We start from the raw sequence: 26,231 nt of genomic DNA, 5'->3' as shown, positions 1-26,231 counted from the left end.
TATGTGATTGATTACAGCTTATTGCTGACTCAGAGAGTCAAAGGTTTGCCTGAGGGTATCAGGGGTTAAAATTTGTGGCAGCAGCTGTGGCGGCTGCCCCGGCCAGTACAATACGTAAAGTGGCACGCCATCGCGCTGATACTGCTGTAAGTAGACCGTAATGTCGCTGTCACGCCGGGTCCAGTCACCTTTTAAGTAACTGACGTTGTATTCACTAAGCGCCGCCTTGCTGCGCTCGGTATTCAAAGCGACCCGCTCGTTTACCAAACAAGTAATGCACCAGTCGGCTGTCATATTGACCAGTACCGGTTTACCTTGTTGGCGTAGCTCGCTGAGTTTTTCAGGTGACCAGCTTTGCCAGTGCTCCGTCGTGTTTGAGGTATGTTGCCCTTTGTTGTTCACTGCCACTTGCTGCGTAGCAACCTGCCACAGGGTAATAACCGCCAGCAACAGCAACCCCAGTGCCGCCAGCCGGTTAACCCAGCCAGCGCCGAGTTGCACTCTGCCCCACAGCCACAAGGCGGCAGCAAGCGCCACCATCCCCAGCAACAGCAGTGCTACCGCATCTATGCCGGTTTGCCGGCCAAATACCCAGACCAGCCAGACTGCGCTTAAATACAACGGCCAGGCTAACAGTTGTTTTAAAGTCTCCATCCAGGCACCGGGCTTCGGTAGCAGCCGGGCCAGCGCCGGTATAAACGCCAGCAGTAAAAACGGCAACGCCATACCCAGGCCCAGCGCGGCGAACACCAGCAACGCCACCTGCGGGCTTTGCGTTACCGCATAACCGAGCGCGGTGCCCATAAAAGGCGCGGTGCAGGGGCTGGCAACGATAACTGCCAGTACCCCGGTAAAAAACGATCCCTTGCCACCCCCTTTTGCGGCCAGCTCGCCGCCGGCATTCATTAAACCGAGGCCAAACTGCACCAGCCCGGATAAACTTAAGCCCAGCGCCAGCAGCAAATACGCCAGCAGGCCAACCAGCAGCGGGCTTTGCAGCTGAAAACCCCAGCCAATCGCATTACCGGCGGCTCGCAGCGCTATTAGCAAAGCAGCCAATACCAAAAAGCTTAGTACCACGCCCGCCGAATAGAGCAGGGCGTCGCGGCGCTGTTGTTGCCGCTGCTGACTGTTGCCGGCAATACTCAGCGCCTTTAACGACAATACCGGGAACACACAAGGCATTAAATTCAGAATAAGACCACCGCCGACAGCCATCAGTAAGATTAGCCACAAGTCAAAAGTATTCAGCGTGCCGCCGGTGACCAGAATTTCAGTACTGGTACCTTGTGCAGTGGGTTGCTCACGATATCGTAAGCTGGCGCTGTAGCCCTGGCCTGCGGCATCAATCAGTACCACGTCCACCTGCTCTGGGGGATCGCTAAAGTAGGTATTTAACGCCTGCTGCAGTAGCAGGCTACCGTCTTGCAGCACAATTTGTTGCGCTGCAGCATGGTCTACCAGCTCAGTGCCCGCCACAAAAAACGCTACCGGCGGTTGCGGCAACTGCGCATCTAATGCTGCAGAAAAGGCGCCGCCGCTGATTGCATAATCACCGACCGCCCCGGTTTTTAGCGGCAATGCTGCCCGGGCCTTTTCAAATAACGGCTGCTGGCTGACGGCCAGCCCGGCTTGGCCGCCGACGTTTAGCGTCAATGTAAAGCTGGCATCGGCCGGAATGCAGATTTCTTCACATACCAACCAATCAACCTCAGCATTAATAGTCAGGCTGTCTGCGGTATAGCCTGCCGGTATGGTCAGCTCAGTTAACAGTAAGGTTTGACCGGCATAGCCGTAGTTAACCAGCGGCGGGATCAGAAAAGATTGTGGCGTTGGCCAGGCAATAGTCCCGGCTTGCACTCCGGCGGGTAGCTGCCAGTTAATACTGGTGGCCAGGCCGGAATCACCAGGGTTTTTCCAGTAGGTATGCCAGCCCGGGTCCGGTTCAAAATGCAGCAGCACCGCAAACTGCTGGCCAGCAGTAACCGTGCTGTACTCACTTACCAGCTCTGCCTGAATATGCTTCGCTTGTTGCCAGCCAGTGCTACTGGCAGCCAGTGGTAGTGCTGCCGGCCCTAATGCCAGAAGCACTGCGGCAAGCCACACACCAAAGCGGGTTACTAACGCCATTATTAGTCCTCTTTTTGTTCAATACGCTATATAGCCAGTTAAGTTCAATAATGTAATTTAGTTACGGTTTTATTAAGCTAGACACAGCAAAATCCACGACAAAATGCTATATTAGCGAGGCTTTATTCTGTTGTTAGTCGTGGTCACTCCGGCTAACCTTATACCCACCCCAGTGATGATATGAAGGTTAAACTCAATGAAAGGCATGAAAAAGTCTGCTCTGAATCTGGCGATTTGCGCCGGTTTACTTGGTGCTGGTAGTTTTGCTGCTCTGGCGCAAACTCAGGAAAGCGATAGCGAACAACAAGAAAATAAGCTGGAAACGATAACAATAACCGCCCAGAAGCGCAGCCAGAGTATCCAGGAAGTGCCTATTTCGGTAGCCACCATCAGCCAGGAGCGGTTCAACGCTATTTTCTCCAGCGGCGATGATATTACCGCGCTGGCAGTAAAAGTACCGGGTTTGTACGCTGAAACGTCAAATGGCCGTGCTGCACCGCGTTTTTATATTCGCGGTTTAGGTAACACCGACTTTGACTTAGCCGCCTCGCAGCCAGTGTCCATTATCATGGACGAAGTCGTCATGGAAAACGTGATTCTAAAAAGCTTTCCGTTATTCGATATGCAGGCTGTTGAAGTAATCCGCGGCCCGCAGGGCACCTTATTTGGCCGTAACACTACTGCCGGTATTATTAAGTTTGACACGGTTAAACCTCGTCAGGATTTCGATGGTTATTTTAAAACCAGCGCCGGCAGCCTTGGTATGCGTAATGTTGAAGGCGCCATTGGCGGCGGCTTAACGGATGAGCTGTCAGCCCGGGTATCGTTAATGTCGAACCATCGTGACGACTGGGTCAGCAACAGCTTTTACGGCAACAAAGATGTTATGGGCGGTTATGATGAAATCGCTGGCCGGCTGCAATTCTTATATGAAGGCGACGGTTTTGACGCCCTTCTGAACCTGCATACCCGTAATTATGACGGTACCTCGAGCTTGTTCCGGGCTAATATTTTAAGCCCCGGCAGTAATAAGCTGAATGAAAATTACGATCGTGACACTGTAGCCTACAACGAAGGCCGGAATAACCCACAAAGCTATGATGCCTGGGGTGGTTCGTTAAAGCTTGATTTTGAACTGCAGGACATGACCCTGACCTCCATCTCTGCCATTGAGAAAGCCGATGGCGGTGGTATTGGTGATATCGATGGCGGCAACCCAACCGGCCCGGGTTTTATTCCGTTTCAGGCAGTTACCGAAGATCAACTGCGTGGTTTAAGGCAGGTAACTCAGGAAATCCGGCTGGCCAGTGATACTAACAATGCCCTGAGCTGGCAAACCGGTGCTTTTTACTTTGATTCAAGCTTCTCAGTAAACAGCATTGACGGCTTTTTCGGCGCTACTGAAGTATTCCACGGTAATACCAGCTGGGCCTTATTTGGTCAGAGCTCTTATAAAGTAGATGACAAACTGGATATCACTGCCGGTATCCGTTACACCGACGATGAAAAGACTTTCTATGTTGGCCAGCAAAACGTCAACGGTTTTGCGCTGGTCATTGGTGTTGCCCAAGAGCAGTATTATGCGCCAATCAGAGTGGCAGACGACAATATCAGCTGGGAGCTAAGCGCTAACTATCGCCTTACCTCAACCACAAGCTTATTTGCCCGGGTGGCAGAGGGTTTCCGTGCCCAGTCTATTCAGGGCCGCGATGTGGCGTTTGAAGCACCACCATCCGTTGCCGATTCAGAAACAATCACCTCGTTTGAAGTGGGTGCCAAGTCAGACTTACTTGATAACACCCTGCGCTTAAACGGTGCCCTGTTTTACTACACCATTGACGACATTCAACTGTCAGCCATTGGTGGTGAAACACAAGGCAACCAGTTAATCAACGCCGATCAGGGCGTGGGTTATGGTTTTGAAATCGACTTTGACTGGCGCGCTACGCCGTATTTCACCCTGGGCGGTGGTTTCAGTTATAACAACACTGAACTGCAGGACGATAATCTGACCGTAGCACCTTGCGGCTCAGGCACCTGTACCGTGCTCGACCCGATAAACAGCGAAGGCCAGGCCTTTATTCGTGGTAATCCGTTCCCGCAGGCACCGGAAACCATCTTAACCCTGAACGGCCGTTACGATTTCCCAATCGACAGCGGTGAAATTTATCTGTATGCCGATTATCAGTTACAGGGTAAAACCAACCTGTTCCTGTATGAGTCAGCCGAGTTCAGTTCTGACAATAACTTTGAAGCCGGCTTACGGGTGGCTTATATCAACTATGAGCATAACTACGAAGTGGGCTTCTTCGGCCGCAACATTACCGACGAAGATAATCTGAAAGGGGCTATCGATTTCAACAACCTGACCGGTTTTGTCAATGAACCGCGGGTATTAGGTGTTGATTTCAGGATCAGCTTCTACTAACAGTTTATGCCTTAGCTTCTACTAACAGTTTATGCCTTAGAGTGTAATTGCCTTCACAAAAACCGCCTGGGTAAGATCAGGCGGTTTTTTTATTTCCCGGCCAGCATGCTATTGGCCGAATCGACCTTGCTTTTTACCCTGCTGCCGTTTTAGCCTGCATTAAGTTGCAACACCACCCCAGCCTGATAAGCAGAGTAAAACTAATGGCCGATTTTCGCAGTGATACCGTAACCCAGCCCTGTGCCGCTATGCGCCGGGCAATGCATGACGCCGCATTAGGCGATGATGTGTTTAATGATGACCCTACAACGCTTGAACTGCAGCGCTATGCTGCAGAACTGCTGGGGTTTGAAGCCGCCTTATTTGCCCCGAGCGGTACCCAAACCAATTTGATAGCCATGATGAGCCACTGCCAGCGTGGCGATGAAGCCATTGTTGGCCAGCAATGGCACACCTATAAATGGGAAGCTGGCGGCATGGCGGTACTTGGTTCGGTACAGCCACAACCGCTGGAGCTGCAAAGCGATGGTACCCTGGCCCTTAGTGACATTGCCGGTGCCATAAAACCAGACGACCCGCACTTTGCCCGTACCCGGCTGATAGTGATTGAAAATACCGTCGGCGGCAAGGTCCTGCCGCTTAGCTATATGCGCGATGTGGCGGCGCTGGCCAGAGAGAATGGCTTAAAGTGTCATATCGACGGCGCGAGGCTGATGAATGCCGCCGTCGCGCTGGCAGATAAGCACCAGCTAAGCCCTCAGCAAATGGCCCGCGAGCTGTGTCAGGGTTATGATTCGGTGTCTTTATGTTTATCTAAGGGCCTGGGCTGCCCGGTCGGATCGTTATTGCTGGGTTCAGCGGATTTTATCCACCAGGCAAAGCGGGTCAGAAAAATGCTCGGTGGTGGTATGCGCCAGACCGGCGTACTGACTGCCGCCGGTTTGTATGCCCTTCAGCACAACATAGCGCGACTGGCTGATGACCATACCAATGCCCGGTATCTGGCCGACGGCTTAACTGAGCTGGCCAGCCAGTTGCCGGCCCTGCAACCGCTGACGGTGATCGCGCCACAAACTAATATCGTATTCACTGACATAAGTCCGGCCCTGGCCGCACGCTTACTGCCCTATCTGGCAGAGCATGGCGTAAAAGTGACTGCCAGCCGTTACCAGGCAAAGCAAGAGGCCTTAATGCGCCTGCGCTGGGTGTGTCATCTGGATATCAGCCGCAACCAGATAACGCAAGCTCTGGCGTTAATCAGGCAGTTTGCTGTGGAGCTCAATTAGGGCTGTGCTAAAAAGCTAGGCCTTTGAAAGCGCGCAGCCAGTGGCCCGGTCTTTATAGTAACCGGTCTGTTTAACTAACCAGAGCAATCACAGGACTATGACATGAAATACCTGAGTTTTAGCGTCGTCTTACTACTATCGTTGCTGGTGCTTTCCTCTCTGAATGTCGCGGCACAGGAAGCACCGGCGGTAAAACCGGCCAGCACTCAGCTGGACAGCATAGTGCTTGGCTCCGGCTGTTTCTGGGGCGCAGAAATGCGTTACGAGCAGCTACCCGGTGTGGTCGATGCGGTGTCAGGCTACGCCGATGGCAAGGGGGTTAAGCCCACTTACCGCGCAATTACCAAACGCAGTAATAAAAACAACCCGGACAATCATGCCGAAGTAGTGCAGGTTACCTTTGACCCACAACAAATCAGCCTGGAAGCGTTATTGCAGCACTATTTTGAAAGCCATGACCCTACCCAGCTGAACCGTCAGGGCAATGATATTGGTACCCAGTACCGTTCGATCATTCTGAGCAACAGCCCTGAGCAGCAGGCCCGCGCTCAGGCAGTAATGCAGCAGTATCAGCCATTGTTAACTGCGGCCGGCTATGGCCAGATTGTCACCCAGTTAAAACCTCTGACCGAATTTTTCCCGGCCGAGGAGTATCACCAGGACTATATCGCCAAAAACCCGAACGGTTACTGCCCCGACCATTCCACCGGCGTTCGGTTTAACAGTGCTGAAGCAGCGCTGACAGCAGAGGTTGATAACCGGGCAATGTTAAACGGTAAACATATCCTGGTGATAGACTCAGAAAGTTACTGCCCGTATTGTGAAAAGTTTAAAGCCGAGGTTGCCAGCAGTTATCAGGGCGATATACCAATGCATTTCCGCTTTGCCCGCCAGTTGCAGGGCCTGAGCATTAAAACCGAAGCGACAGCAACCCCGACTATTATTCTGCTGCAAGAAGGCCGCGAAGTGTTCGCGTTCCGGGGCTATTTAGCACCGGACGAATTTTATCTGCTGTTAGGTAAATTTAAACTGGGTGACAGCGAAGCTTTTGATGTCGCCTTTGATAAAGCTACCGATCAGCGATTTTGCAAAGAATACCAGATATTTAAAAACACCCCGGACGGTATTTTTGTCGATAAATTAAGTGGCGCGCCATTATTTGATACCCGTGATCGGTTTAACTCAGGTACCGGCTGGTTATCGTTTACCAAAGCCGTTGCTGATTCGGTCATCGAAAAACCTGATAACCGTTACGGCATGCGCCGCACTGAAATCCGCGCCAAAATCTCCGGCATTCATCTGGGCCATGTCTTTCCAGACGGCCCCAATGGTCAGCCGCGCTATTGCATTAATGCCACCGTACTCGACTTTGTGCCACGACCGGCACGCGGTTAACTTAGCTTGTCTTGGCAGCGGCGTTATCCTGCGCCGCTGGCAGTAAGTTTTCTTCGTCAGACTGGCGTAGCTCGGCATTAAATTGCTGTTCAATGCTGTCATCGGTGCTGACATCCACGGCCGGTTCAGCATCAGTGGCCACCACTGGCGTTGACGCAGGCTGTGGCTTGTCATTGTCCTTCGTTGCCGTGGCTGCCATATGGATCCGGTATATGGGTTCAGGCATTTCAATGCCCGCCTGATCAAAGGCCGTTTTCACCAGCCGGATCGCTTCGCTGCGGGCTTTTAAAAAATCGGTATCGCGCTGATCAAGCCAGGCAAATATTCTGATAGTAACCGTGCTGTCACCCAGTTCCTGTACCAGCACCCGTGGCCTGGGTTCAGCTAAAACACCGGGCATCGTTTGCAATGTGGCCACGGCCAGTTGCCGTACCACCAGTAAATCAAGGTCGACCGACACCCCAACGGTAAATTCAAACCGACGCAGCGGGTTGCGGCTGAAGTTAGTCATCGGTGAGGTAATAATCTGGCTGTTCGGAATCCGTAAATGATTGCCATCTAAGGTCATCAGCACGGTGTCGCGCGAGGTTAACCGCATTACTTTGCCGGTCATGTCATCAACCTGGATAAAATCACCTATCGCAAAAGGGTTACGGGTACTCAACAGCACCCCGGCCAAGTAGTTTTCCACAATGTTGCGAAAGGCAAAACCCAGGGCAATACCAATAACCCCTGCCACCCCCAGCATGGCACTGACCAGAGCCGTGGCATCCAGCAATTCCAACGCAATTAAAATACCAATACTGGTAATAATTAGCCGCACAAAACGCATACCCAGGTTGGTCGCCAGTTCGCTCAGCCCCAGCCGGCGTAACAGCGCACTGCGGTTAGACAGCCAGCTGCCTGCCATAGCAAACAGTACCACTGCCAGTATTGCCAGCAACAGCAATGGCAGCATTTGCACTGTAGTACCCAGCATTTCCCGGAATTTTTCGGCAGCAGGGGCTAACCGGGAACGCACCGCCAGCTGCTCCTGCAACTGGTTTTGTACATGCACCACCCCTTCCAGCCGGCTGGCGATTGCGGTCATTTCATTTTTCAGCTGGGCATTAGCTACCTCACCCCGTAGCGTAATAACCCCGGCACTAACGCTGATTTCTACATTCTCCAGGCCGGCCAGCGATGCCGTAATAGCGCTTAAGCGCTCAGCAATTGCCTGATCCTGTGGTGGATTAAGCACCTTAATCTCACCAGCCAGCTGTTCATCATCAGCCTGCAGCGCCAACGCACTGCCACAACCAAATATCCAAACTGCCAGTATCAGCTGTAACCAATGCCGCATTATCCCTCCGGCTTAATGTTAGTTTTCAGTAGGCTAATGTATACAGCTAACTATAGCAGCTCCCTGCAACAGCTTGGTTAACCCGAGTTGCGCATCCCGGCGGCAATACCAGCGATACTGACCATCAGCGCGCGGCTGATCATCGGATTTACCCGCTCGGGCTGATGCCGTACCCGGTACAACAGCTCGGCCTGCAGAATATGCAGCGGGTCAACGTAAGTGTTGCGCAACATAATCGATTCACGGATCCAACTCTCGCGGGCCATTAAGGTATCGCTGTGAATCAGCTGTAACAGCAACTCACGATCAGCAGTTAGCTGCGTTCTTAACTGCTGGCCAAGATGCTTTAACTCGTCCGGCACCAGCACTTTGTCATAATAAGCAGCAATTTCGCTGTCGGCTTTTAAAAATACCATTTCCAGCATCGACATCCGGGTAGCAAAAAACGGCCATTGCTGCTGCATTTCGTCAAGCAAAGCCGCTTTATCCTGCTCGGCAGCCTTAGCCAGTGCTGAGCCGGCACCCAACCAGGCAGGCAACATCAGGCGGTTTTGCGACCAGGCGAAAATCCACGGGATCGCCCGCAGGCTTTCCACCCCGCCAGTCGGGTTACGTTTGGCCGGCCGGCTGCCAAGCGGTAACTGGCCCAGCTCCTGCTCGGGCGTGGCGGCCCGGAAATAGGCGACGAAGTCTTTATCATGACGCACTACCGCGCGATACGCTTCGCACGAGTCGTCGGCCAGCTGTTGCATCAGCTCACGCCAGCTTTGTTTGGGTACCGGCGGCGGCAGTAACAAGCCTTCCAGTACGGCACTGGCATACAGTGCCAGGCTGCGCTCGGCTAATTTTGGCAGGCCAAACTTAAAGCGGATCATTTCACCCTGCTCGGTCACCCTTAAGCCACCAGCCAGCGAGCCCGGTGGCTGCGACAAAATAGCAGCATGAGCCGGGCCGCCGCCACGGCCAATGGTACCGCCACGGCCATGGAATAAGGTCAGTTGCACCTTGGCCTGCTGGCAAATGGCTACCAGGGCTTCCTGGGCGCTGTACTGGGCCCAGGCTGCGGCGAATACTCCAGCGTCTTTGGCTGAATCAGAGTAGCCAATCATCACTTCCTGTTTGCCGTTAATGTAACCACGGTACCAGTCGATGCTCAGCAACCGCTGCATACAATCCGGCGCGTTTTGTAAATCACTTAAGGTTTCAAACAACGGTGCCACCGGCATCCGGAAGCTGCTACCGGCTTCTTTTAACAGTAATTGCACTGCCAGCACGTCAGACGGTTTACCAGCCATTGAAATAACATAGGTACTAAGCGCTTCGCTGCCGTGGCGGGCCACGATATCGCAGGTATCCAGCACTTCCTGCACCTCGTCAGATGGCTGCCAATTTTTTGGAAACAGCGGCCGCTTGTTGGCCAGTTCGGCCAGTAAAAAGGCCTGGCGGGCGCCTTCGTCCCAGGCGCTGTAATCGCCCAGGCCCAGATGCTGGGTTAACTCGCCGAATACCTGAGCATGGCGGCCGGCATCCTGGCGGATATCCAGCTTTAACAAGGTTAAACCAAAGGCGTAGACGCGGCGAATGGTATCCAGCAGCCGGCCATGGGCAATGACGGCCATGCCGCAATCCAGCAACGACTGATAGCACAGCAGTAAAGGGTCAAGTAATTGCTGATTGTGCCAGATTAAATCCTGCGGCCGTTGCAGCCGCTCATGCTTCAACGCTTCGCTCAGCCAGTCGCGGCTGCGCAGCAGGCCGGTGCGCAATTGGTTCAGCACTAAGCGGTATGGCTCGCTGGCCTCACCTGAAGCGGCGCGTAATGCGTCATTCGCCTGATACATCGACAATTCGCTGCTCAGAAAATCTAAATCGGCGGCAAATAAGTCGGCAGCTTTCCAGCGGCTGAGCAGCAGCACCTGACGGGTTACTTTAGCCGTAACAAAAGGGTTACCATCGCGATCACCGCCCATCCAGGAGGAAAACCTGACCGGCGCAGCATCTAATGTCAGACCATTACCGGTAGCGCTTTGCAGTTTATTGTCCAGCTCGCGCAGAAAATCCGGAATAGCCTGCCACAATGAGCTTTCAATCACCGCAAAACCCGATTTGGCTTCATCTACCGGAGTGGGCCGTTGCTCGCGAATTTCATTGGTATGCCAGGCCTGGGCAATCAGCTCACTTAATCTCAGCTCAACTTTCTGTTGCTGAGTGGCGGTCAGATCGTGTTCCAGCTCGGTTAAACAGGCGGCAATTTCAGTCAGCTTATGAATAAGAGTGCGACGTGATACTTCGGTCGGGTGCGCGGTCAGTACCAGCTCAATCGATAAATTGGCCACCGCTTGTTTTATCTTAGTATCATCGAGCTTTTTATCCTGTAGCAGGCAGAATAACTCTTGCAGTGGCTCGGGTTTTTCAATGCTGGCATGGCCGATCCGGCTGATGGTGTGATGTTGCTCGGCTAAATTAGCCAGGTTTAAAAACTGGGCAAAAGCACGGGCCACCGGCAATAACTCATCGTCACTTAAGCCGCGCAGCACTTGTTTCAGCTTATCGGCCTGTAACTCTTCGCCCTGGCGCGCCGCCTTGGCCAGCGCCCGAATTTGTTCTACCCGATCCAGTACAGCGTCGCCCAGCTGCTGCCGGATCGTCTCACCCAGTTGAGTACCCAGCAAGCCAACATTAGTTTTTAGTGCAGCGTAATGGTCCATTTCAGCATCTCTGTTTTAATTAAGTGTTACCAATAAACTCACCCTAGCCTGTTATCAATTGGTACTCAACTATGATTGATTACAAAACGGGCAACGAAATTGGTAAGACCAAATTACCACACCAATGTGTCCGGGACCAGAATTCAACTTCCTTAATGCTATTCATCCCTAGCAGTATTGGCTAAAATAATCAGCAACAGCCATGTTATAGTTCGATACTATTTTAATAACGGTAGATCACCTGATGACCACACCAGCAAGCCCCCCAGCCCGCCCTGTTAAGCAAAAAAAATCCGGCTTTTTAAGTAATATGATTTTTAATATCGTGATCCCGGCAATGATCCTCAGCCGCTTTAGTGGCGAAGACGCTCTGGGGCCGGTGTGGGGGGTAGTAGTGGCGCTGGCCTTTCCATTGCTGTTTGGCCTGTGGGAGCTGGTAAAACTGGGTAAAGTTAACTTTTACTCGATTCTGGGCATTATCAGTGTATTGCTGACCGGCGGCATCAGCCTGCTGCAGCTCGACCCGTCATACATTGCGATTAAAGAAGCAATGATCCCGGCGATAATCGGCATAGTGGTGCTGGTAAGCCAGTACACCCCCTTTCCGCTGGTGAAAAAACTGCTGATTAACCCTGATTTACTGGATACCGATAAACTGTATCAGGCCCTGGCGGCCCAGACAAACCGTGAACTATTCGAGCAACGGGTGGCCCGGGCAGGCTATATCGTAGCGTCAGCGTTTTTTGTGTCGGCGGTGCTGAATTATGTGCTGGCTAAGGCCATCGTCATCAGCCAGCCCGGCACCACGGCCTATGCCGAAGAGCTGGGCCGGATGACCTGGCTCAGCTATCCGGTGATAGTACTGCCGGTAATGGTGATGCTAATGGGCGCCATCATTTATATGTTCGCCCAGATTGGCAAGCTTACCAACCAGCCTCTGGAAGAGTTTATTCTGGAGTAGGTTTTTTTAACTCGCTACTAAGCATCTGCAGCTCCTGCTGCAAATGCTGCATTTGCCGCAATAACTGCTGCTGAGTAGCCTGCTCGGCATCATGTTCTTGCTGATGCTCTTCGTCATGCATGGTTTGTACGGCATTAACAATAACCGCAATAAACAGGTTTAGCATGGTAAAGGTGGCGATCAGGATAAAGGGCACAAAGAACGCCCAGGCGTAAGGGAACTGTGCGATAACCGGCCGGGCAATGCCCATAGACCAGCTTTCCAGGGTCATGATCTGGAACAGAGTATACAAGGAGGCACCTAAGCTGCCAAACCACTCCGGGAAAGCCTCGCCAAACAGCTTGGTTACCATCACCGCCGCCACGTAATAGATCAGCGCCAGCACCATGGCAATCGACAGCATGCCGTTAAGCGATTTAATTAACGCCCCAACAATTTTGCGCATTGACGGCACAAAGGTCAGTACCCGTAACACCCGCAATACCCGCAGCGCCCGCAATACCGAGAATGGCCCGCTGGCCGGCAATAAGGCAATACCTACTACGATAAAGTCGAACAAGCTCCAGCCATCTTTGAAAAATGCCAGACGATGGGCAAACAGCCGTAGAGCAATTTCCACTACAAACACTGCCAGAATGCTTTTATCCAGCAGCAACACAGCGCTGCCAGCCACAGCCATTACCGCCGGCATGGTTTCCAGGCCCAGAGTTACTGCATTAATTAAAATCAGCGCCAGCAAAATACGCTGCACCAGGCCGTTTTCGACAAAGGCTTTTACCCGCTGTTGCATTGACGGCGTGGCAATGGCTTCGTTACTACTCATATCGCACCTCAGAATTAAACTGGCGCTATTGTATGTCAGCCAGATAACAGATCAATCAGCTGAACGGCCCATCCCGCTAAAATATTCTCCCGCGGTATACCGGCATGGTTTCAACACCCAAATTAAAGTGCTTGATTTACCTTTAGATAGCGGCATAATTTGGCTACAAATTTGCAACTTGATGGCTCTTAGTTACCCAACTTGCGGCTTTAGAGACGTTGGATAAATAGTTATATGACTCGATAAGATGAAATTACCAACAAAAACTGAAATTATAATGTAAACAAATATTAGCGCCAGCAACAAGCGCTGGCTGCGACGCCGACCCGCTAAATTTGGGCTTTAGGTCCTCTTGACGCCGAGCACCATTGTACATACGATGTACATATGATTAAATTCGAATGGAATATAGCCAAAGCAAGCTCAAATCTGAAGAAACACGGGGTGTCCTTCAGTGAGGCTCAGTCTGTCTTTTATGACGAGTTTGCTCTTCAGTTTTTTGATGCTGAGAGCTCAGAGGCTGAGGATCGCTTTCTCATGCTTGGTATGAGTAGTGAGGCTAGAGTCCTCCTCGTTTGCCACTGTGAACGAAACGATGGTGACACGATCCGCATCATATCAGCTCGTAAAGCAACTAGTAACGAACGTAAGCATTATCAAGGTGGATTAAAATGAAAGCTGAATACGATCTTTCAAAAATGAGTTCTCGTACGAACCCTTATGCGTCAAAGCTCAAAAAGCCCGTTACTATGCGCCTGAGTGAAGATGTTATTGCTTATTTTAAAGATATGGCGGAAGCAGAAGGGATACCTTATCAGAGCCTCATTAATCTTTACCTCAGAGATTGCGTGGCTCAACATCGCAAACTGAGTGTAAAGTGGCCATCCCAGCCTTAAAAAATAAAAGGCAGCCGACACGCACAGCGCAGCAGCTTTGAGCGTTAGCATTTCAGCCAGGTAGGTGTTCATTTGATAGTGCGTAAAGCAAAGCCAGAAGATGCTTCAAGGTTATCAGAACTATATACCCAGTTGGTCAACAACCCTGCGGTAAAAGTGGAGCCAGAGCAAATACAGGCTCTTTATGACAATGCTCGTTCAAAGCTCTTTGTCTGTGACTACCAAGGTAATGTTGTCGGGAGCGCGTTAGTTTCACTTTGTTCTGATGTTATGTTTCGTAAACAACCGTTTGCTGTAGTAGAAAACGTTATTGTTGATGCAAACAATGACTTGCAAAACGCCTCTACAACGCTCGACTCGCCACAAATTTTTGGCGTTTGTGGCGGGCCTTAGGTGCTAAAGCAGAATGGAGCTCGTATTGAGTTTTAATGTTAAATCAAAACTATTAATTAGCGGTGGCGTTATTGCGTCGGCTGCTGCTATCTGGCATCTGCTGTGTATTTGGGGCGGCCCAGGCTGGTTTGCTTTTGCGCGAGCGCCGAAGCAACTTATAGCCTCAGCTCAGCAAGGTACTTTACTCGCACCTGTCGGTACTGTAATCGTTGCAGGTTTAATGTTTGCATGTACGGTATTTGCCTTTTCAGCCGCTGGTTTAATTCGCAAAGTTCCATTGATTAAACCTGCTTTAATTACTATCGCATTGCTTTGTACTGTACGAGGGTTAATTGGCATTCCAACCTTTGTTTCAGCCGCCGGTTTAGATATCTGGCAAATAGTTGCCAGCACAGTTTGGTTGTACGTTGGCGTTTGTTTTATTGCTGGCAGTATTGAACATAGTACTGCTGTAAAATCAGGCATATAACATGGATAGGCAGGGCGATACGTAAACGCACGCCGAAACTTTCCTCACCAAGGTGCTCGCGTTTCTAGAATGCTTTACGTGAGTTAAATATGCAGCTGTCGGCTAAATGTCGGGGACTTTACGTACCTGACAGCTGAAAATATAAGTAACACTCTTGGTTCAGGAGTACAGGAGGCATCTGATGATTTTAAAAGAACTGCGAATTAGCCGGCATATTTCTCAAGAGCAATTAGCGCAAATGTCCGGGCTTAATGTCCGAACTATTCAGCGTATAGAGAGTGGCCATAATGCCAGTGTCGAATCATTAAAATGTCTTGCTGCGGCTCTTGATGTCGATGTGACAACACTGAACCAGGAGAGATTTATGATTGATAAAAGCACCAATGAATGGCAAAAGTTACCGCTTTTTTTAAAAATTTGGTTTTGGCTAAATTTTTTACAAGTGCGGCCTGCACGCAACACAGCAAAGCGGGCAGAAATAATATCGCATATTGCTGGTTTTATATTTTGCAGTGTCGGGTTGGTAAATGAAGCGGCGTTGGCTGGTGGCCTCATCATGCTGGCATTAGCGTACTTTTATTCATTGCTAAAATGGCAAGGTGATAAGTACGGGATCTGGTATGAGCCCGATGCTGCTTAAGTTTTAAATTTAAAAGAAGAGTTATGAAAAAAGTATCGGTTTTTTACCTCTTAGCTAGCTGCTTTATACTCGGGGCGCCTTTATATGTATTTAAGGGCGCTGTTGCTTGCGGCATGGCAAAGCCGTTGGGGTATAAAGAAATTCGGCCAAATATTTTTATTGCCAAAGCCAGCTCGAGATCAAATGCATCGTTAGACTTTATTAGCAAGGGAGCCCAAAGGGTCAGTGACACCTTTGGCGCGACAATAGCTTCACCGATGATCATACTGACCGATAGTGCACAGGAGTCTGATAAGTTTTTTGCTTCCGACACGGCGACCCCTCATGTCAGCCCGTTTGGCACTTGCCTTGTTGTCGGGCCGAAAGGCCAGAACGTAGATGTGATGGCGCATGAATTTGTTCACGCGGAAATATATGCCAGGCTTGGCTGGGTGGCTTGGGTGCTGGAAATGCCAAGGTGGTTTGAAGAAGGCGTGGCTTTATTGGTCGATTTTAGAGAGCCTTTTCTTCCTCAGAATATATCACTGGAAGATAGCGAAATTACCGCAGTTAAAACCATTTTCTACGGACATCATTTCTATACCGATAATGCCTTCAAAAATTATCAGGCGGCAAGATTAGCAGTTGAATCAGTTGATAAAACTGAGTTTTATGCCAACCTTGCTAGGATTAAACAAGGTCAAAAATTTGATGCTGTGTTTGGCATTGGTAACTAGTGCTGCCCCGCAACATATTCGGGTTCTTTGTGGCGAAGACTAATGACAGTTCATCCGGGAATATGAATGACTGATAAGCTTAATGAAACAACAGCAAAGCTGCTAACGACCGATTATCCGCAATGGCGTAACCTGCTGTCTTCTGTAGTTCTGGCAATTTTATGCACCGGCACTGCCTCATCATGGTGGTACGCCTATTACACAACTCCCGGCTCGGATTGCCACAAAGGTTTCGTATACCTCTCGGTTTTGTGGCTTGCTGTTCAATTTGTTGTCATCAGTTATCTGTATCGAACTACTACTATTCCGGCATTTGCCCGCGGCGCGATTAAGCTATTAATTATGCTAGCTAATATTTGGTTTGGATTATTCATTTTTTCGCTTAAGCCGTGTGCCTTGTAAATGAAAATCTACTGGACACTAAAAAATATACCAGAGCTATCAACTTTATCGCGAAAGGAACAGAATGCCCGCTGGCAGAAGGTTTATTTTAACTGCTTCCGGCATTGGCAAACCGCGCAAACGCGGCGGTTAAGTCGGCCAGTAAATCGTCGATATGCTCCAGGCCGATATGCAGCCGGATTAGTGGCCCGCTATATGGCCAGCTGCTGGCTGTGCGTAGTTTTTGCAGTTGCATAGTGGCAGTTACCAGGCTTTCATAGCCGCCCCAGGAAAAGCCCATTTTAAAATGGCTCATACCTTCAATAAATGCTGCCACCTGCTGCTGACTACCTTGCTCTAACACAAACGAAAACAAACCATTACTGCCAGAAAAATCACGCTGAAAAATAACATGCCCCGGGTGCGATGGTAAGGCAGGGTGTAACACCGTCTCTACCTCTGGCCGCTGCTGCAGCCAGTTGGCCACAGTGAGTGCGCTTTGTTCGTGCTGCTGCATCCGCACTGCCAAGGTTCGTAAACCACGCAGCGCCGTGTAGGCATCATCGGCAGAGGCACAATAGCCCATTAAATAACTGTGTTCGCGAAGCGCTGGCCAATGCTTTTCGTTAGCACTGGCGGTACCCAGCATCACATCGGAGTGGCCGACAATATATTTGGTAGCCGCCTGAATAGAAATATCCACCCCCAGCGCAAACGGCTGGCATAAAATGGGCGACGCCCAGGTGTTGTCTAGTATGGTGACAATATTATGCTGCTGTGCCACTGCACAAATGGCCGGAATATCCTGCATTTCAAAGGTTAGCGAGCCGGGCGACTCCAGAAAAATCACTTTGGTATTCGCTTTAATTAATCCGGCAATAGCGCTACCTATTTGCGGATCATAATACGTGGTTTCAATACCAAAGCCTTTTAACAGCTTGTCGCATAAGGCCCGGGTGGGCTCGTATACGCTGTCGACCATCAGCAGGTGATCACCACTTTGTAAAAATGCCAGCAGGGCGCCGCTTACTGCTGCTGCCCCGCAAGGATACAAGGCACAACCGGCCCCGCCTTCCAGTTCACAAATGGCTTCCTGCAACGCAAAATGGGTATCGGTGCCCCGCCGGCCATAAAAAGGTACCCGGTTGCCGCGCTGCAAGGTGGCCTGCTTCAGTTCACTAAAGGTATCAAATATGATGGTAGATGCCCGCACCACAGGGGGGTTAACCGCATAACCCGTGTATTTTTTAGCCCGGCCGGCATCGATAAGTTTAGTATTTTTATGCATGGATACGCCCCACTGCGACCTTAGTCGGATATAAAAGCCATCTGGATGTCTGTAGCATGCTAACCTGTTTTTAGAGAAAGATCACGATACTAAATATCAGGCTATTGATCCCGCTGCAGTTAACCACAGCATTGCATAATAGAAACAAAGTTTGCTGAAGTTTGACAAGCCCGATGCGGCAGCCTACGTTTTAATGATAACAACAAGGAGTTTACTATGCGCAGCGCAGCTATCCACCCTCTGGTATTGGCGATCAGTGCCGCTTTGCTCAGCCCGGCTTTTGCAGTGCAGGCGCAGAGCAACAATAACCAGCAAGCCGATGAGCAAAAAATAGAGCAAATCATCGTTACCGGCACCCGGGTTGCCGGCCGCTCAGTGGATGATACCGCAGTACCCATAGATATTATTGGGGTTGAAGCACTTGAGCGTTCAGGTTCGACCGAGCTCAATCAGGTGCTATCTGTAGCATTACCATCATTTAACTTTCCTCGCCCGGGTCTGGCGGATGGTACAGATACCATTCGCCCGGCTACCTTGCGCGGTCTTGGCCCCGACCAGTCTTTAGTGCTGGTAAACTCAAAACGGCGTCATGCCGCTTCGCTTGTTAACGTAAACGGCACGGTTGGCCGCGGCAGTTCTGCGGTAGACTTAAATACCATTCCGACCGCGGCTATTCGTAGTGTCGAAGTACTGCGTGATGGCGCCTCAGCCCAGTATGGCTCTGATGCCATAGCCGGGGTAATTAACGTCCGGCTGCGTGATGCCAGCGAAGGTGGCAGCGTCACCTTATCTTATGGCTATCGGGATTCAGCTTACACCACCCCTACTACGCCCCCCCCAGCTAATGCCACCTGGAGTGCACCGGCAGAGATTAAACGTAGTGTAAATGATGGCGAAACCATTAACTTATCTGGCTGGAAAGGCTTTGCCCTGCCCAGCAATGGCTATCTGACCCTGGCCGCTGAATTTAAAGACGGTGAACGCACTGAACGGGGTGGTTACGACTATCGCCAGCAATATCCGTTAGTCGGCGGCGAGTATGACCCGCGTGAACAAACCATTGAGCGGTTTAACGCCTGGTATGGTGAACCAGAATTGCAGCAATTTACCTTATTTGCCAATGCCGGCATGATGCTAGACAGTGGCAAGCTATATGGCTGGGCCAGCTTTCAGGACAGGTCAGCCCGCTCTGGCGGCTTTTACCGACGGGCGCTGGACGCTCGCAACGTGATTGAAGTGCATCCGGACGGCTTTCTACCCATTATTGCTCCAGACGTAACGGATACCAGCTTTGCTGTCGGCTATGAGTGGGACCTGGCCGAGTGGAGCATGGATGCTTCGGTAGTATACGGCATGAATGAGATGGCCTTTACCATTGAAAATACCGTTAACCGCTCTATTGGCCCCAGCAGCAAAACAGAATTTGATGCAGGTGGCTTTGACTACAATCAGTGGGTATTTAACTTATCAGGCGTAACGTCTTTTGATGTGGCCAGCTTTGCCTCACCGGTTAACCTGGCAACCGGCGTTGAGATTCGCCGTGAAGGTTACTCGATTTTTGCTGGTGAACCCGACTCCTACCGCAATGGCGGCGTATTGTTGCCAAACGGTAACCCTACTCAATCCGGCGCCCAGGTATTTCCTGGCTTCAGGCCAGCCAATGCGGTAGATGAAAGCCGGCGGGCAGTGGGTGTTTATGTTGACCTGGAGGCCAATATCACCGATAACCTGCTGGGTTCCGTGGCGCTGCGGGCAGAGGATTATTCAGATTTTGGTAATAATATTACCGGTAAACTGGCATTACGCTACGATGTCAGTGACAGCGTTGGCCTGCGGGGCAGTTTACAGAATGGCTTCCGGGCGCCGTCATTGCAGCAGCAACATTTTACCAGTACGGCCACTAACTTTATTGGTGGTATTCCGTTTGATATTACTACTTTCCCGGTAAATAACCCGGCCGCCATTGCTCTGGGCGCCACCCCGCTGGATGCCGAAGAGTCGGTTAACTTTTCTCTGGGTGCAGTGTTCCGGGTTGGTGATTTCTCACTGACCATTGATGGCTACAGGATAGATATCGACGACCGGATAGTGCTGTCAGAAAACCTGACACAGCCTAATGTGCGGGCTTACCTTGAGTCGCTGGGCCTGATTGGTATTGGCGGTGGCCGCTTCTTTATTAATGGGGTTGATACCGAAACCCAGGGCGTAGATATTGTGGCTAATTATCCGGTTTATACTGCCGACATGGGCCGCTTCGATTTAACCCTGGTGGCTAACTTTAACAGTACCGATGTGACCCGGGTGCCAGAAACGGCAGAACTATCGGCGCTGGACCCGGCCCCGACATTGTTTGGCAGGGTAAATGTACTGACCTTTGAAAAAGGCAACCCAAAAAATAAGTTAGGAGCACATGTTAACTGGAGTTTAGACCGCCTTGGCGCCACCTTCCGGGCGACCCGTTATGGCGAAGTGTTAGCGCCCAATGCTAACCCGGCCAACGACTTTACCCTGGATGCCACAACCCTGATTGATATTGAAGCGCGCTATCAGCTAACCGACAATATGAAGCTGGCGTTTGGTGCTGATAACCTGCTGGATGAATATCCGGATGCTTTTCCAATTAACCTTAATGGCACTGGCAATACTCCGTTTTCGAACTATTCACCCTTTGGCCGCTCTGGCCGGCTGGTGTATGGCAGAGTCAGTTACGATTTCTAATCAACAACCCATTATAAGAAAAGGCGCTTCGGCGCCTTTTTTATAACATACCGCTTAACTCGGCGGTGGTAATTAACCGTTCCAGCTCAGGCCTGGCAAAATAGTAGCCCTGATAATAACGAATGCCCAACCCTAACAGGCATTCCAGTTCAGCTTTAGTTTCCACACCCTCGGCCAATACCTGCGTGCCTTGCAGCTCACACTGAGAAATAGTTTGCTCCACTATAAACTGCTTGGCAGGGTTATTTTCAATATTACGGATAAGCTGCATATCCAGCTTTAATATGTGCGGCTTTAGTTCCACCAGCCAGTCCAGTGTCGCATAACCTGAGCCGTAGTCGTCAATCGCTGTTTTGAAGCCCCGTTTGGCATAGCTGCGAAAAATCCGGTTTAAATGGTCTTTATCTGGTATTTGCTCGCCTTCGGTCACTTCAAACACTAGCTTGGTTAAATCAAAACCATATAAATCTGCGGCTTCGATGGTGGCTTTAATACAGGTTTCCGGGTTATAAACAGCATTAGGTAAGAAGTTAATATTCAGATAAGTATTGCAGCCAAGCCTGGCCGCAGTTTCAATGGCTTTTACCCGGCAAGCCTGATCAAAATAGTATTTATTGCCGTCGTTAATATGTTCAAACACCCAACCGGCGCCCTGGCCTTCAGGGCCCCGCACCAGTGCTTCATAGCCACAAATAACCTGATTTTGCCAGTCAATAATCGGCTGAAACGCCATCCGGATCTGAAAACCCAGAGATTGACCGCTTAAACAGTCACTACAAGTTTGTTGTTTAATTTGTGCAGGAAAATCCATCAACAACCTTAATTTTCTGAAAAAATCACTATTTACTGTAGCGATTATCAACTGTTTTTACCAACTATAAATCGTTAAATCTCGTTGGTTCGAAGCAATTTCACTGATATTTTATAACCCTTTTTTGCTTGTCCATCGTATAGCCTGCTCTGATTGCTCTATAACTAAAATAATGTAAGCCAAAAATCACTCCAGGTGCTTAGCCGGCCAAACTGGCAAGCACGGGCCAGAGCTGTATAATAGCCTGCAATAACTTACAGGGCCGATGCCAAGTATGAAATACAAAGACCTACGCGATTTTATCAGCCAGCTGGAACAGCGTGGCGAGCTGGTGCGGGTAACCGCAGAAGTAGACCCGGTATTGGAAATGACCGAAATTGCCGACCGAACCCTGCGTGCCGGGGGCCCGGCCATTTTATTTGAAAACCCGAAAGGCTATAGCATGCCGGTGCTGGCCAACTTGTTTGGTACGCCACAGCGGGTGGCGCTGGGCATGGGCCAGGAAGAAGTATCGGCGCTGCGTGAAGTGGGTAAGCTACTGGCTTTTTTAAAAGAACCCGAGCCGCCAAAAGGCCTGAAAGATGCGTTTAGCAAACTGCCATTGTTTAAGCAGGTGCTGAATATGTCACCTAAGCAGGTAAAAAAAGCCCCTTGCCAGCAAGTTGTACTAAGCGGTGAAGATGTTGACCTGACGCAACTGCCGGTCATGACCTGCTGGCCAGGCGATGCGGCCCCGTTAATTACCTGGGGTCTAACCGTCACCAGAGGGCCGCATAAAGAGCGGCAGAACCTGGGCATTTACCGCCAGCAAGTGCTTAGTAAAAATAAACTGATTATGCGCTGGTTATCGCACCGTGGCGGTGCCCTGGATTTTTATGAGTTTCAAAAGGCCAACCCGGGCCAGAATTATCCGGTTTCGGTGGCGTTAGGCGCCGATCCGGCAACTATATTAGGTGCCGTAACCCCGGTGCCGGATACTTTATCTGAATACGGCTTTGCCGGCTTGCTGCGCGGTGATAACACCGAAGTAGTGAAATGTATCAGTAATGACCTGCAGGTACCGGCCAGCGCCGAAATTGTGCTGGAAGGTTATATTGCGCCCGGCGAAATGGCGCCGGAAGGACCTTATGGTGACCATACCGGATATTACAACGAAGTGGATAACTTCCCGGTATTTACCGTTACCCATATTACGATGCGCAAAGACCCTATCTACCACAGCACCTATACCGGCCGGCCACCAGATGAACCCGCAATACTGGGCGTGGCCCTGAATGAAGTATTTGTGCCGATCCTGCAAAAGCAGTTTCCGGAAATTACCGACTTTTACCTGCCACCTGAAGGCTGCTCGTACCGGCTGGCAGTTGTCACCATGAAAAAACAATACCCGGGCCATGCCAAGCGGGTAATGATGGGGGTTTGGTCTTACTTGCGCCAGTTTATGTATACCAAGTTTGTAATTGTCTGCGATGACGATATCAATGCCCGTGACTGGCAGGATGTGATCTGGGCTATAACCACCCGGATGGACCCGGCCCGCGATACTACCCTGGTGGAGAACACCCCGATAGATTATCTCGACTTTGCCTCGCCGGTATCTGGCTTAGGCTCGAAAATGGGCATGGACGCTACCAACAAATGGCCGGGCGAAACCAGCCGAGAGTGGGGTGAGCCTATCGTCATGGATCAGACCACGAAGCAGCGGGTAGATGCCATCTGGGACAGCCTGGGTATCGTCCTGCCGGTGAAGGAGCCCAGGCTTTGAGCTTCCAGGTTACCATAGCGCCGGCCCAACTCAGTTTTACGGTGCAGGACGGCGAAACTATTCTTAGTGCCGCCCTGCGCAGTGGCATCGATTTGCCAAACCGTTGCCGGCAAGGCGTCTGCACCAGCTGTGTCTGCAAACTTAAAAGTGGTGAAGTACGTTATAACGAGCCGCAACCGCTGAGTGAAGTGGACAAACAACAGCAGTTTACTTATTGTTGCCTGGCTTATCCGGTCAGCGACCTGGTATTGCACCACCCTTTTATCAGTGGCTGACTGCCGCTAGCGAACGAGAGCTTTATGACGAACAATGCGAACACCAGCAACACTGCTGTAGCCTGTAATGTAATTGCGATAGAAGCGCTGGCACCAGGGATCAGTAAAGTGGTGTTAAGCCCACTACAGGCAGCTGATTACAGTGCTGGCCAATATTTGCAACTGGTGTTAAGTGTAAAAGATAAAAGGCCTTTCTCCATCGCCAGTATTGCCAGTAGCAGCCAGCTGGAATTGCATATTGGCACCCCGGCAGGCGATACCTGGTCCAGTGCGGCACTAACCCATATTGCACAGCAATTCCGGGCGGGCTTACCAGTAATGGCAGAAATTGGCCTGGGCCAGGCGCAGCTGCGCAATAACAGCAACAGGCCGGTGATTTTGTTGGCCGGAGGTACCGGCTTCTCTTACGTTTATGCCATAGCACAAGCACTTAGCAAGGCAAACACCAGCCAGCCGGTGTTTTTATATTGGGGAGTGCGCCACCAGGATGCGTTGTATTATCAAGCTGAGTTACAACAATGGGCCAGCCAGCAGAAACAGTTCCGCTTTATACCGGTAGTGCAGCAACCCGACGCAGACTGGCAAGGCCGCACTGGTTTGGTACATGAAGCAGTGTTAGCTGATTTTGTCTCGCTGGAAGCCTACGATATTTATATCGCCGGCCCCTTTGCGATGGCAGGAGTAGTCCGTGAAGCCTTTGCCGAAAAGGGCGCCCACCGCGAGCATATGTTTGCCGATGCGTTTGCGTATATCTGAGCCTAATACCTGATCTTAACCAGTATTTATAAATATCTTTGCCGGCGATAACGTATTATTGCCGGCAACTAATTACATCAGCTGCTTTTTCATCTCACGGGCCTGCGGGTAATTAAGCGCGATAGCCTGTTCCAGTAATGCCATGCCTTGCTTGCGGTTTCCTTCCAGAATCATTCTACTGCCCGTCCAGGCCAGCACTACCGGATCGTTCTTCGACAGCAGGTAGCGCTCCCAACGGGAATCGTTTGCCGCCATAATTTGCTGAGCACGTTGATCTCCATTGCGCGCTGCTAACTCCCACCAAAAATAAGGGGTAAGCGACGACGCTACCTTTATAACGTGTTCTACATTGATATTTGCTGATAATTTATCAGATAAGCGGGTAATCCGATATTCGCCGGCGGCTCCCTCTTTGCTTACCTGCAGGCCAACAAGGTCAATATTCTGGCTATCCGGATATAATTTATGTGAGCTAACTCCGGTAATAATACCCTGTTCATTGAGCTTGATTGTAGCCCAACCACTAAACTGTTCGATTTCTATGCCGGGTGTTTTTTTGCTGGCAAAAACGGATAAATCAGGTAACTCTGCTGTTACCTTTGCCGTTTTGTCTTCAACAAAATAATGCTGGCTATAAGATGCGGCTAACTCTAGTAAGGTGCCAAGCGCCTCCTGATAATTTGGTACTCCAGCCACGGCATACTGCCACAATTTTTCTTTCTCAATCAGCTTAGTTAACTGAATGGCATCAACATAACCATCCAGGGTGAAATCAAGCTTAACCCTGACCAGATGCTTTTTATCACTCGGTTGATACTTCCAGCGTTTTATAGCGCGGATAGCCGACTTTTCGAACACCCCTTGCGGAAAAGCATCCAGAGTGTCAATTGATGTTACGCTACCCGACTCGTCTACCAGAAACCTTACATTTACATAACCAAACTGGCCATTCATTGCCGCTTCTTTAGGGTAACGCGGATGCACCCGCTTTATCGCTGTAGGCATTTCATATGCAGAATTTTCAGGGGCTGTCGGCACAACTTTGGGAATGAAAACTTGCTCCTGCAATGCCAACAGATCTTGTTGCACTGTGCGATTCTGCTCAGGTGTCAGTTTACTTTTAAGCTGATTTGCCAATTGGCTGGCCGTCGGATGCCCCAGCACGCCCGCCAGTTCAAAAAAAGCCACTGCTTTGGCCAGGTTAACATCCTCTCCCTCGCCGTGATACGCCATGGCTGCAAGATTAAATGCTGCCATGTCATTACCTACTTCTAATAGCTCAGTAAAGCCTTCCCGCGCTGACTGATAATCTTTGGCATCGTAGGCCAGCATGGCATCCAACCAATTTGCAGCCAGGCCCGTACCAGACCAAAGCAGCAAACATGTTAAAAATAGATAACGCATGACGATTCCCTGTTAATTTTTTTATTTCAACATAGGGTAGCAGATGGTTTCAGCCACTGCAGTATCTTTTTTAGTTACAACTAGTATTTCAACCATCTGGTATGGCCAGTTAAACTATGCCACACTTGACGCCTTTCAATAGAACAGGACCTTCTTTATGCAACATAAAACCCTGATTAAAGTTCGTGGCTATCACCTGGATATTTATCAGCATGTGAACAATGCCCGTTACCTGGAGTTTCTGGAGGAAGCACGCTGGGGTTACCTGGAAGACAGTGGCGATATCGAGTGGTTCGCCAAACATAAGCTGGCCTGGATTATAGTAAATATTAATATTAACTACCGGGTGGCCGCCACCATGGGCGATACCCTGGAAATATTTACCCGCTTTAGCAAAATTGGCGGCAAAAGCGCTGTGGTTAAACAGGAAGTGCGAATTGCCGGTAAAGACGCCATCGCGGCTGATGCTGAAGTGACTATTGTTTGCCTTGATCAGCAAACAGGCAAAGCCGTGGCCATTGATGGTGAGCTTAAACAACGGCTTGAACAGCATATTGCTGAGGCTTGAGCAACTAACGCTTAATGTGTTTACATCGATACAAGGCAGTAAGCTTACCGGGACTTGTTCAGAAGTGAAATCAGCAAA

23 protein-coding genes are annotated in these 26,231 nt (G+C 50.4%); 16 read left to right on the top strand and 7 right to left on the bottom strand.

Going from position 1 to position 26,231, the window contains the following annotated elements:
• Nucleotides 1-18: 18 nt before the first annotated feature.
• Nucleotides 19-2,130, bottom strand: coding sequence for a protein-disulfide reductase DsbD family protein (locus tag H141_RS0115590; protein ID WP_019677217.1), 2,112 nt, complete (start codon nt 2,128-2,130; stop codon nt 19-21).
• Between the two features lie 205 nt (nt 2,131-2,335).
• On the opposite strand from H141_RS0115590, the gene H141_RS0115585 reads away from it, so the two are divergent.
• The 3 genes from H141_RS0115585 (at nt 2,336) to msrA (ending at nt 7,239) form a co-directional block, all read left to right on the top strand.
• Nucleotides 2,336-4,558, top strand: a complete 2,223-nt coding sequence (locus H141_RS0115585) for a TonB-dependent receptor (RefSeq protein ID WP_240473135.1) — start codon at nt 2,336-2,338, stop codon at nt 4,556-4,558.
• Nucleotides 4,559-4,761: 203 nt separating this feature from the next.
• Nucleotides 4,762-5,844 carry a low-specificity L-threonine aldolase gene (gene ltaE, locus H141_RS0115580; protein WP_019677215.1) on the top strand — a complete coding sequence of 361 codons (1,083 nt, stop codon included), beginning with the start codon at nt 4,762-4,764 and terminating at the stop codon, nt 5,842-5,844.
• Between the two features lie 102 nt (nt 5,845-5,946).
• The gene (msrA, locus tag H141_RS0115575; RefSeq protein WP_019677214.1) at nt 5,947-7,239 is read left to right on the top strand and encodes a peptide-methionine (S)-S-oxide reductase MsrA; all 1,293 of its coding nucleotides are present in this window, start codon (nt 5,947-5,949) and stop codon (nt 7,237-7,239) included.
• Between the two features lies 1 nt (nt 7,240).
• On the opposite strand, the gene H141_RS20465 is transcribed toward msrA, so the two are convergent.
• Together H141_RS20465 and ppc are read right to left on the bottom strand one after the other, a co-directional pair.
• A complete protein-coding gene (locus tag H141_RS20465) occupies nt 7,241-8,581 on the bottom strand; it encodes a mechanosensitive ion channel family protein (RefSeq protein WP_019677213.1) in 1,341 nt (446 codons plus the stop codon).
• A gap of 77 nt (nt 8,582-8,658) precedes the next feature.
• On the bottom strand, nt 8,659-11,289 hold the full coding sequence (ppc, locus tag H141_RS0115565) for a phosphoenolpyruvate carboxylase (RefSeq protein ID WP_019677212.1): 2,631 nt from the start codon (nt 11,287-11,289) through the stop codon (nt 8,659-8,661).
• 244 nt (nt 11,290-11,533) lie between these two features.
• On the opposite strand from ppc, the gene H141_RS0115560 reads away from it, so the two are divergent.
• Nucleotides 11,534-12,250, top strand: coding sequence for a VC0807 family protein (locus H141_RS0115560; RefSeq protein WP_019677211.1), 717 nt, complete (start codon nt 11,534-11,536; stop codon nt 12,248-12,250).
• Here H141_RS0115560 and H141_RS0115555 read toward each other — a convergent pair.
• Nucleotides 12,237-13,073 (bottom strand): ion transporter, encoded by an 837-nt coding sequence (locus H141_RS0115555; protein ID WP_019677210.1) that lies wholly within the window; start codon nt 13,071-13,073, stop codon nt 12,237-12,239. The two genes, H141_RS0115560 and H141_RS0115555, sit on opposite strands and share 14 nt — an antisense overlap.
• Before the next feature lie 387 nt (nt 13,074-13,460).
• On the opposite strand from H141_RS0115555, the gene H141_RS0115550 reads away from it, so the two are divergent.
• From H141_RS0115550 to H141_RS0115520, 7 genes are all read left to right on the top strand, one after another.
• Nucleotides 13,461-13,748 carry a BrnT family toxin gene (locus tag H141_RS0115550; protein ID WP_019677209.1) on the top strand — a complete coding sequence of 96 codons (288 nt, stop codon included), beginning with the start codon at nt 13,461-13,463 and terminating at the stop codon, nt 13,746-13,748.
• Nucleotides 13,745-13,969 (top strand): BrnA antitoxin family protein, encoded by a 225-nt coding sequence (locus H141_RS21200; RefSeq protein WP_083923070.1) that lies wholly within the window; start codon nt 13,745-13,747, stop codon nt 13,967-13,969. The genes H141_RS0115550 and H141_RS21200 overlap by 4 nt, the downstream gene beginning before the upstream one ends.
• A 72-nt stretch (nt 13,970-14,041) precedes the next feature.
• A complete protein-coding gene (locus H141_RS20460; protein WP_019677207.1) occupies nt 14,042-14,362 on the top strand; it encodes a GNAT family N-acetyltransferase in 321 nt (106 codons plus the stop codon).
• A 25-nt stretch (nt 14,363-14,387) separates the two neighbouring features.
• Nucleotides 14,388-14,831 (top strand): hypothetical protein, encoded by a 444-nt coding sequence (locus tag H141_RS0115535; protein ID WP_157610965.1) that lies wholly within the window; start codon nt 14,388-14,390, stop codon nt 14,829-14,831.
• Between the two features lie 181 nt (nt 14,832-15,012).
• Entirely contained in the window at nt 15,013-15,471 is a 459-nt protein-coding gene (locus H141_RS0115530) for a helix-turn-helix domain-containing protein (protein ID WP_019677205.1), read from the top strand.
• A gap of 23 nt (nt 15,472-15,494) precedes the next feature.
• Entirely contained in the window at nt 15,495-16,187 is a 693-nt protein-coding gene (locus H141_RS0115525; protein ID WP_019677204.1) for a hypothetical protein, read from the top strand.
• 66 nt (nt 16,188-16,253) lie between these two features.
• Nucleotides 16,254-16,589 (top strand): hypothetical protein, encoded by a 336-nt coding sequence (locus H141_RS0115520; RefSeq protein ID WP_019677203.1) that lies wholly within the window; start codon nt 16,254-16,256, stop codon nt 16,587-16,589.
• 88 nt (nt 16,590-16,677) lie between these two features.
• On the opposite strand, the gene H141_RS0115515 is transcribed toward H141_RS0115520, so the two are convergent.
• A complete protein-coding gene (locus H141_RS0115515; protein ID WP_019677202.1) occupies nt 16,678-17,856 on the bottom strand; it encodes a cystathionine beta-lyase in 1,179 nt (392 codons plus the stop codon).
• Nucleotides 17,857-18,072: 216 nt separating this feature from the next.
• Between H141_RS0115515 and H141_RS0115510 the strand changes: the two genes are divergently transcribed.
• On the top strand, nt 18,073-20,574 hold the full coding sequence (locus H141_RS0115510; protein WP_019677201.1) for a TonB-dependent receptor plug domain-containing protein: 2,502 nt from the start codon (nt 18,073-18,075) through the stop codon (nt 20,572-20,574).
• A gap of 40 nt (nt 20,575-20,614) precedes the next feature.
• On the opposite strand, the gene H141_RS0115505 is transcribed toward H141_RS0115510, so the two are convergent.
• Nucleotides 20,615-21,385, bottom strand: a complete 771-nt coding sequence (locus tag H141_RS0115505; RefSeq protein ID WP_019677200.1) for an EAL domain-containing protein — start codon at nt 21,383-21,385, stop codon at nt 20,615-20,617.
• Between the two features lie 274 nt (nt 21,386-21,659).
• Here H141_RS0115505 and ubiD point away from each other — a divergent pair, with 274 nt between their 5' ends.
• From ubiD to fre, 3 genes are read left to right on the top strand one after another with little or no spacing between them, the layout of a single operon-like run.
• Complete coding sequence (gene ubiD, locus H141_RS0115500; protein WP_019677199.1) at nt 21,660-23,150, top strand: 4-hydroxy-3-polyprenylbenzoate decarboxylase; 1,491 nt, start codon at nt 21,660-21,662, stop codon at nt 23,148-23,150.
• A complete protein-coding gene (locus H141_RS0115495; RefSeq protein WP_019677198.1) occupies nt 23,147-23,425 on the top strand; it encodes a 2Fe-2S iron-sulfur cluster-binding protein in 279 nt (92 codons plus the stop codon). Before ubiD ends, H141_RS0115495 begins: the two co-directional genes overlap by 4 nt.
• 24 nt (nt 23,426-23,449) lie before the next feature.
• Nucleotides 23,450-24,181, top strand: a complete 732-nt coding sequence (gene fre, locus H141_RS0115490) for an NAD(P)H-flavin reductase (protein ID WP_019677197.1) — start codon at nt 23,450-23,452, stop codon at nt 24,179-24,181.
• Between the two features lie 72 nt (nt 24,182-24,253).
• Here fre and H141_RS21000 read toward each other — a convergent pair whose 3' ends face one another.
• A complete protein-coding gene (locus H141_RS21000) occupies nt 24,254-25,585 on the bottom strand; it encodes an energy transducer TonB (RefSeq protein WP_019677196.1) in 1,332 nt (443 codons plus the stop codon).
• Nucleotides 25,586-25,742: 157 nt separating this feature from the next.
• Here H141_RS21000 and H141_RS0115480 point away from each other — a divergent pair, with 157 nt between their 5' ends.
• On the top strand, nt 25,743-26,153 hold the full coding sequence (locus tag H141_RS0115480) for an acyl-CoA thioesterase (RefSeq protein ID WP_019677195.1): 411 nt from the start codon (nt 25,743-25,745) through the stop codon (nt 26,151-26,153).
• Nucleotides 26,154-26,231: the final 78 nt, after the last annotated feature.

The sequence above is a fragment of the Arsukibacterium perlucidum DSM 18276 genome (assembly GCF_000382165.1).
GTDB classification, from domain to species: domain Bacteria; phylum Pseudomonadota; class Gammaproteobacteria; order Enterobacterales; family Alteromonadaceae; genus Alishewanella; species Alishewanella perlucidum.
This window is presented reverse-complemented; position numbering and strand designations above follow the sequence as displayed.

Coding starts and splice junctions, on each gene's coding strand:
- H141_RS0115550 (WP_019677209.1), top strand. CDS start 13,461: ATGATTAAATTCGAATGGAATATAGCCAAAGCAAGCTCAAATCTGAAG.
- H141_RS0115525 (WP_019677204.1), top strand. CDS start 15,495: ATGAAAAAAGTATCGGTTTTTTACCTCTTAGCTAGCTGCTTTATACTC.
- ppc (WP_019677212.1), bottom strand. CDS start 11,289: ATGGACCATTACGCTGCACTAAAAACTAATGTTGGCTTGCTGGGTACT.
- H141_RS0115520 (WP_019677203.1), top strand. CDS start 16,254: ATGACTGATAAGCTTAATGAAACAACAGCAAAGCTGCTAACGACCGAT.
- ltaE (WP_019677215.1), top strand. CDS start 4,762: ATGGCCGATTTTCGCAGTGATACCGTAACCCAGCCCTGTGCCGCTATG.
- H141_RS0115480 (WP_019677195.1), top strand. CDS start 25,743: ATGCAACATAAAACCCTGATTAAAGTTCGTGGCTATCACCTGGATATT.
- H141_RS0115585 (WP_240473135.1), top strand. CDS start 2,336: ATGAAAAAGTCTGCTCTGAATCTGGCGATTTGCGCCGGTTTACTTGGT.
- H141_RS0115505 (WP_019677200.1), bottom strand. CDS start 21,385: ATGGATTTTCCTGCACAAATTAAACAACAAACTTGTAGTGACTGTTTA.
- msrA (WP_019677214.1), top strand. CDS start 5,947: ATGAAATACCTGAGTTTTAGCGTCGTCTTACTACTATCGTTGCTGGTG.
- H141_RS0115560 (WP_019677211.1), top strand. CDS start 11,534: ATGACCACACCAGCAAGCCCCCCAGCCCGCCCTGTTAAGCAAAAAAAA.
- ubiD (WP_019677199.1), top strand. CDS start 21,660: ATGAAATACAAAGACCTACGCGATTTTATCAGCCAGCTGGAACAGCGT.
- fre (WP_019677197.1), top strand. CDS start 23,450: ATGACGAACAATGCGAACACCAGCAACACTGCTGTAGCCTGTAATGTA.
- H141_RS0115555 (WP_019677210.1), bottom strand. CDS start 13,073: ATGAGTAGTAACGAAGCCATTGCCACGCCGTCAATGCAACAGCGGGTA.
- H141_RS0115590 (WP_019677217.1), bottom strand. CDS start 2,130: ATGGCGTTAGTAACCCGCTTTGGTGTGTGGCTTGCCGCAGTGCTTCTG.
- H141_RS21200 (WP_083923070.1), top strand. CDS start 13,745: ATGAAAGCTGAATACGATCTTTCAAAAATGAGTTCTCGTACGAACCCT.
- H141_RS21000 (WP_019677196.1), bottom strand. CDS start 25,585: ATGCGTTATCTATTTTTAACATGTTTGCTGCTTTGGTCTGGTACGGGC.
- H141_RS0115510 (WP_019677201.1), top strand. CDS start 18,073: ATGCGCAGCGCAGCTATCCACCCTCTGGTATTGGCGATCAGTGCCGCT.
- H141_RS0115530 (WP_019677205.1), top strand. CDS start 15,013: ATGATTTTAAAAGAACTGCGAATTAGCCGGCATATTTCTCAAGAGCAA.
- H141_RS0115515 (WP_019677202.1), bottom strand. CDS start 17,856: ATGCATAAAAATACTAAACTTATCGATGCCGGCCGGGCTAAAAAATAC.
- H141_RS20465 (WP_019677213.1), bottom strand. CDS start 8,581: ATGCGGCATTGGTTACAGCTGATACTGGCAGTTTGGATATTTGGTTGT.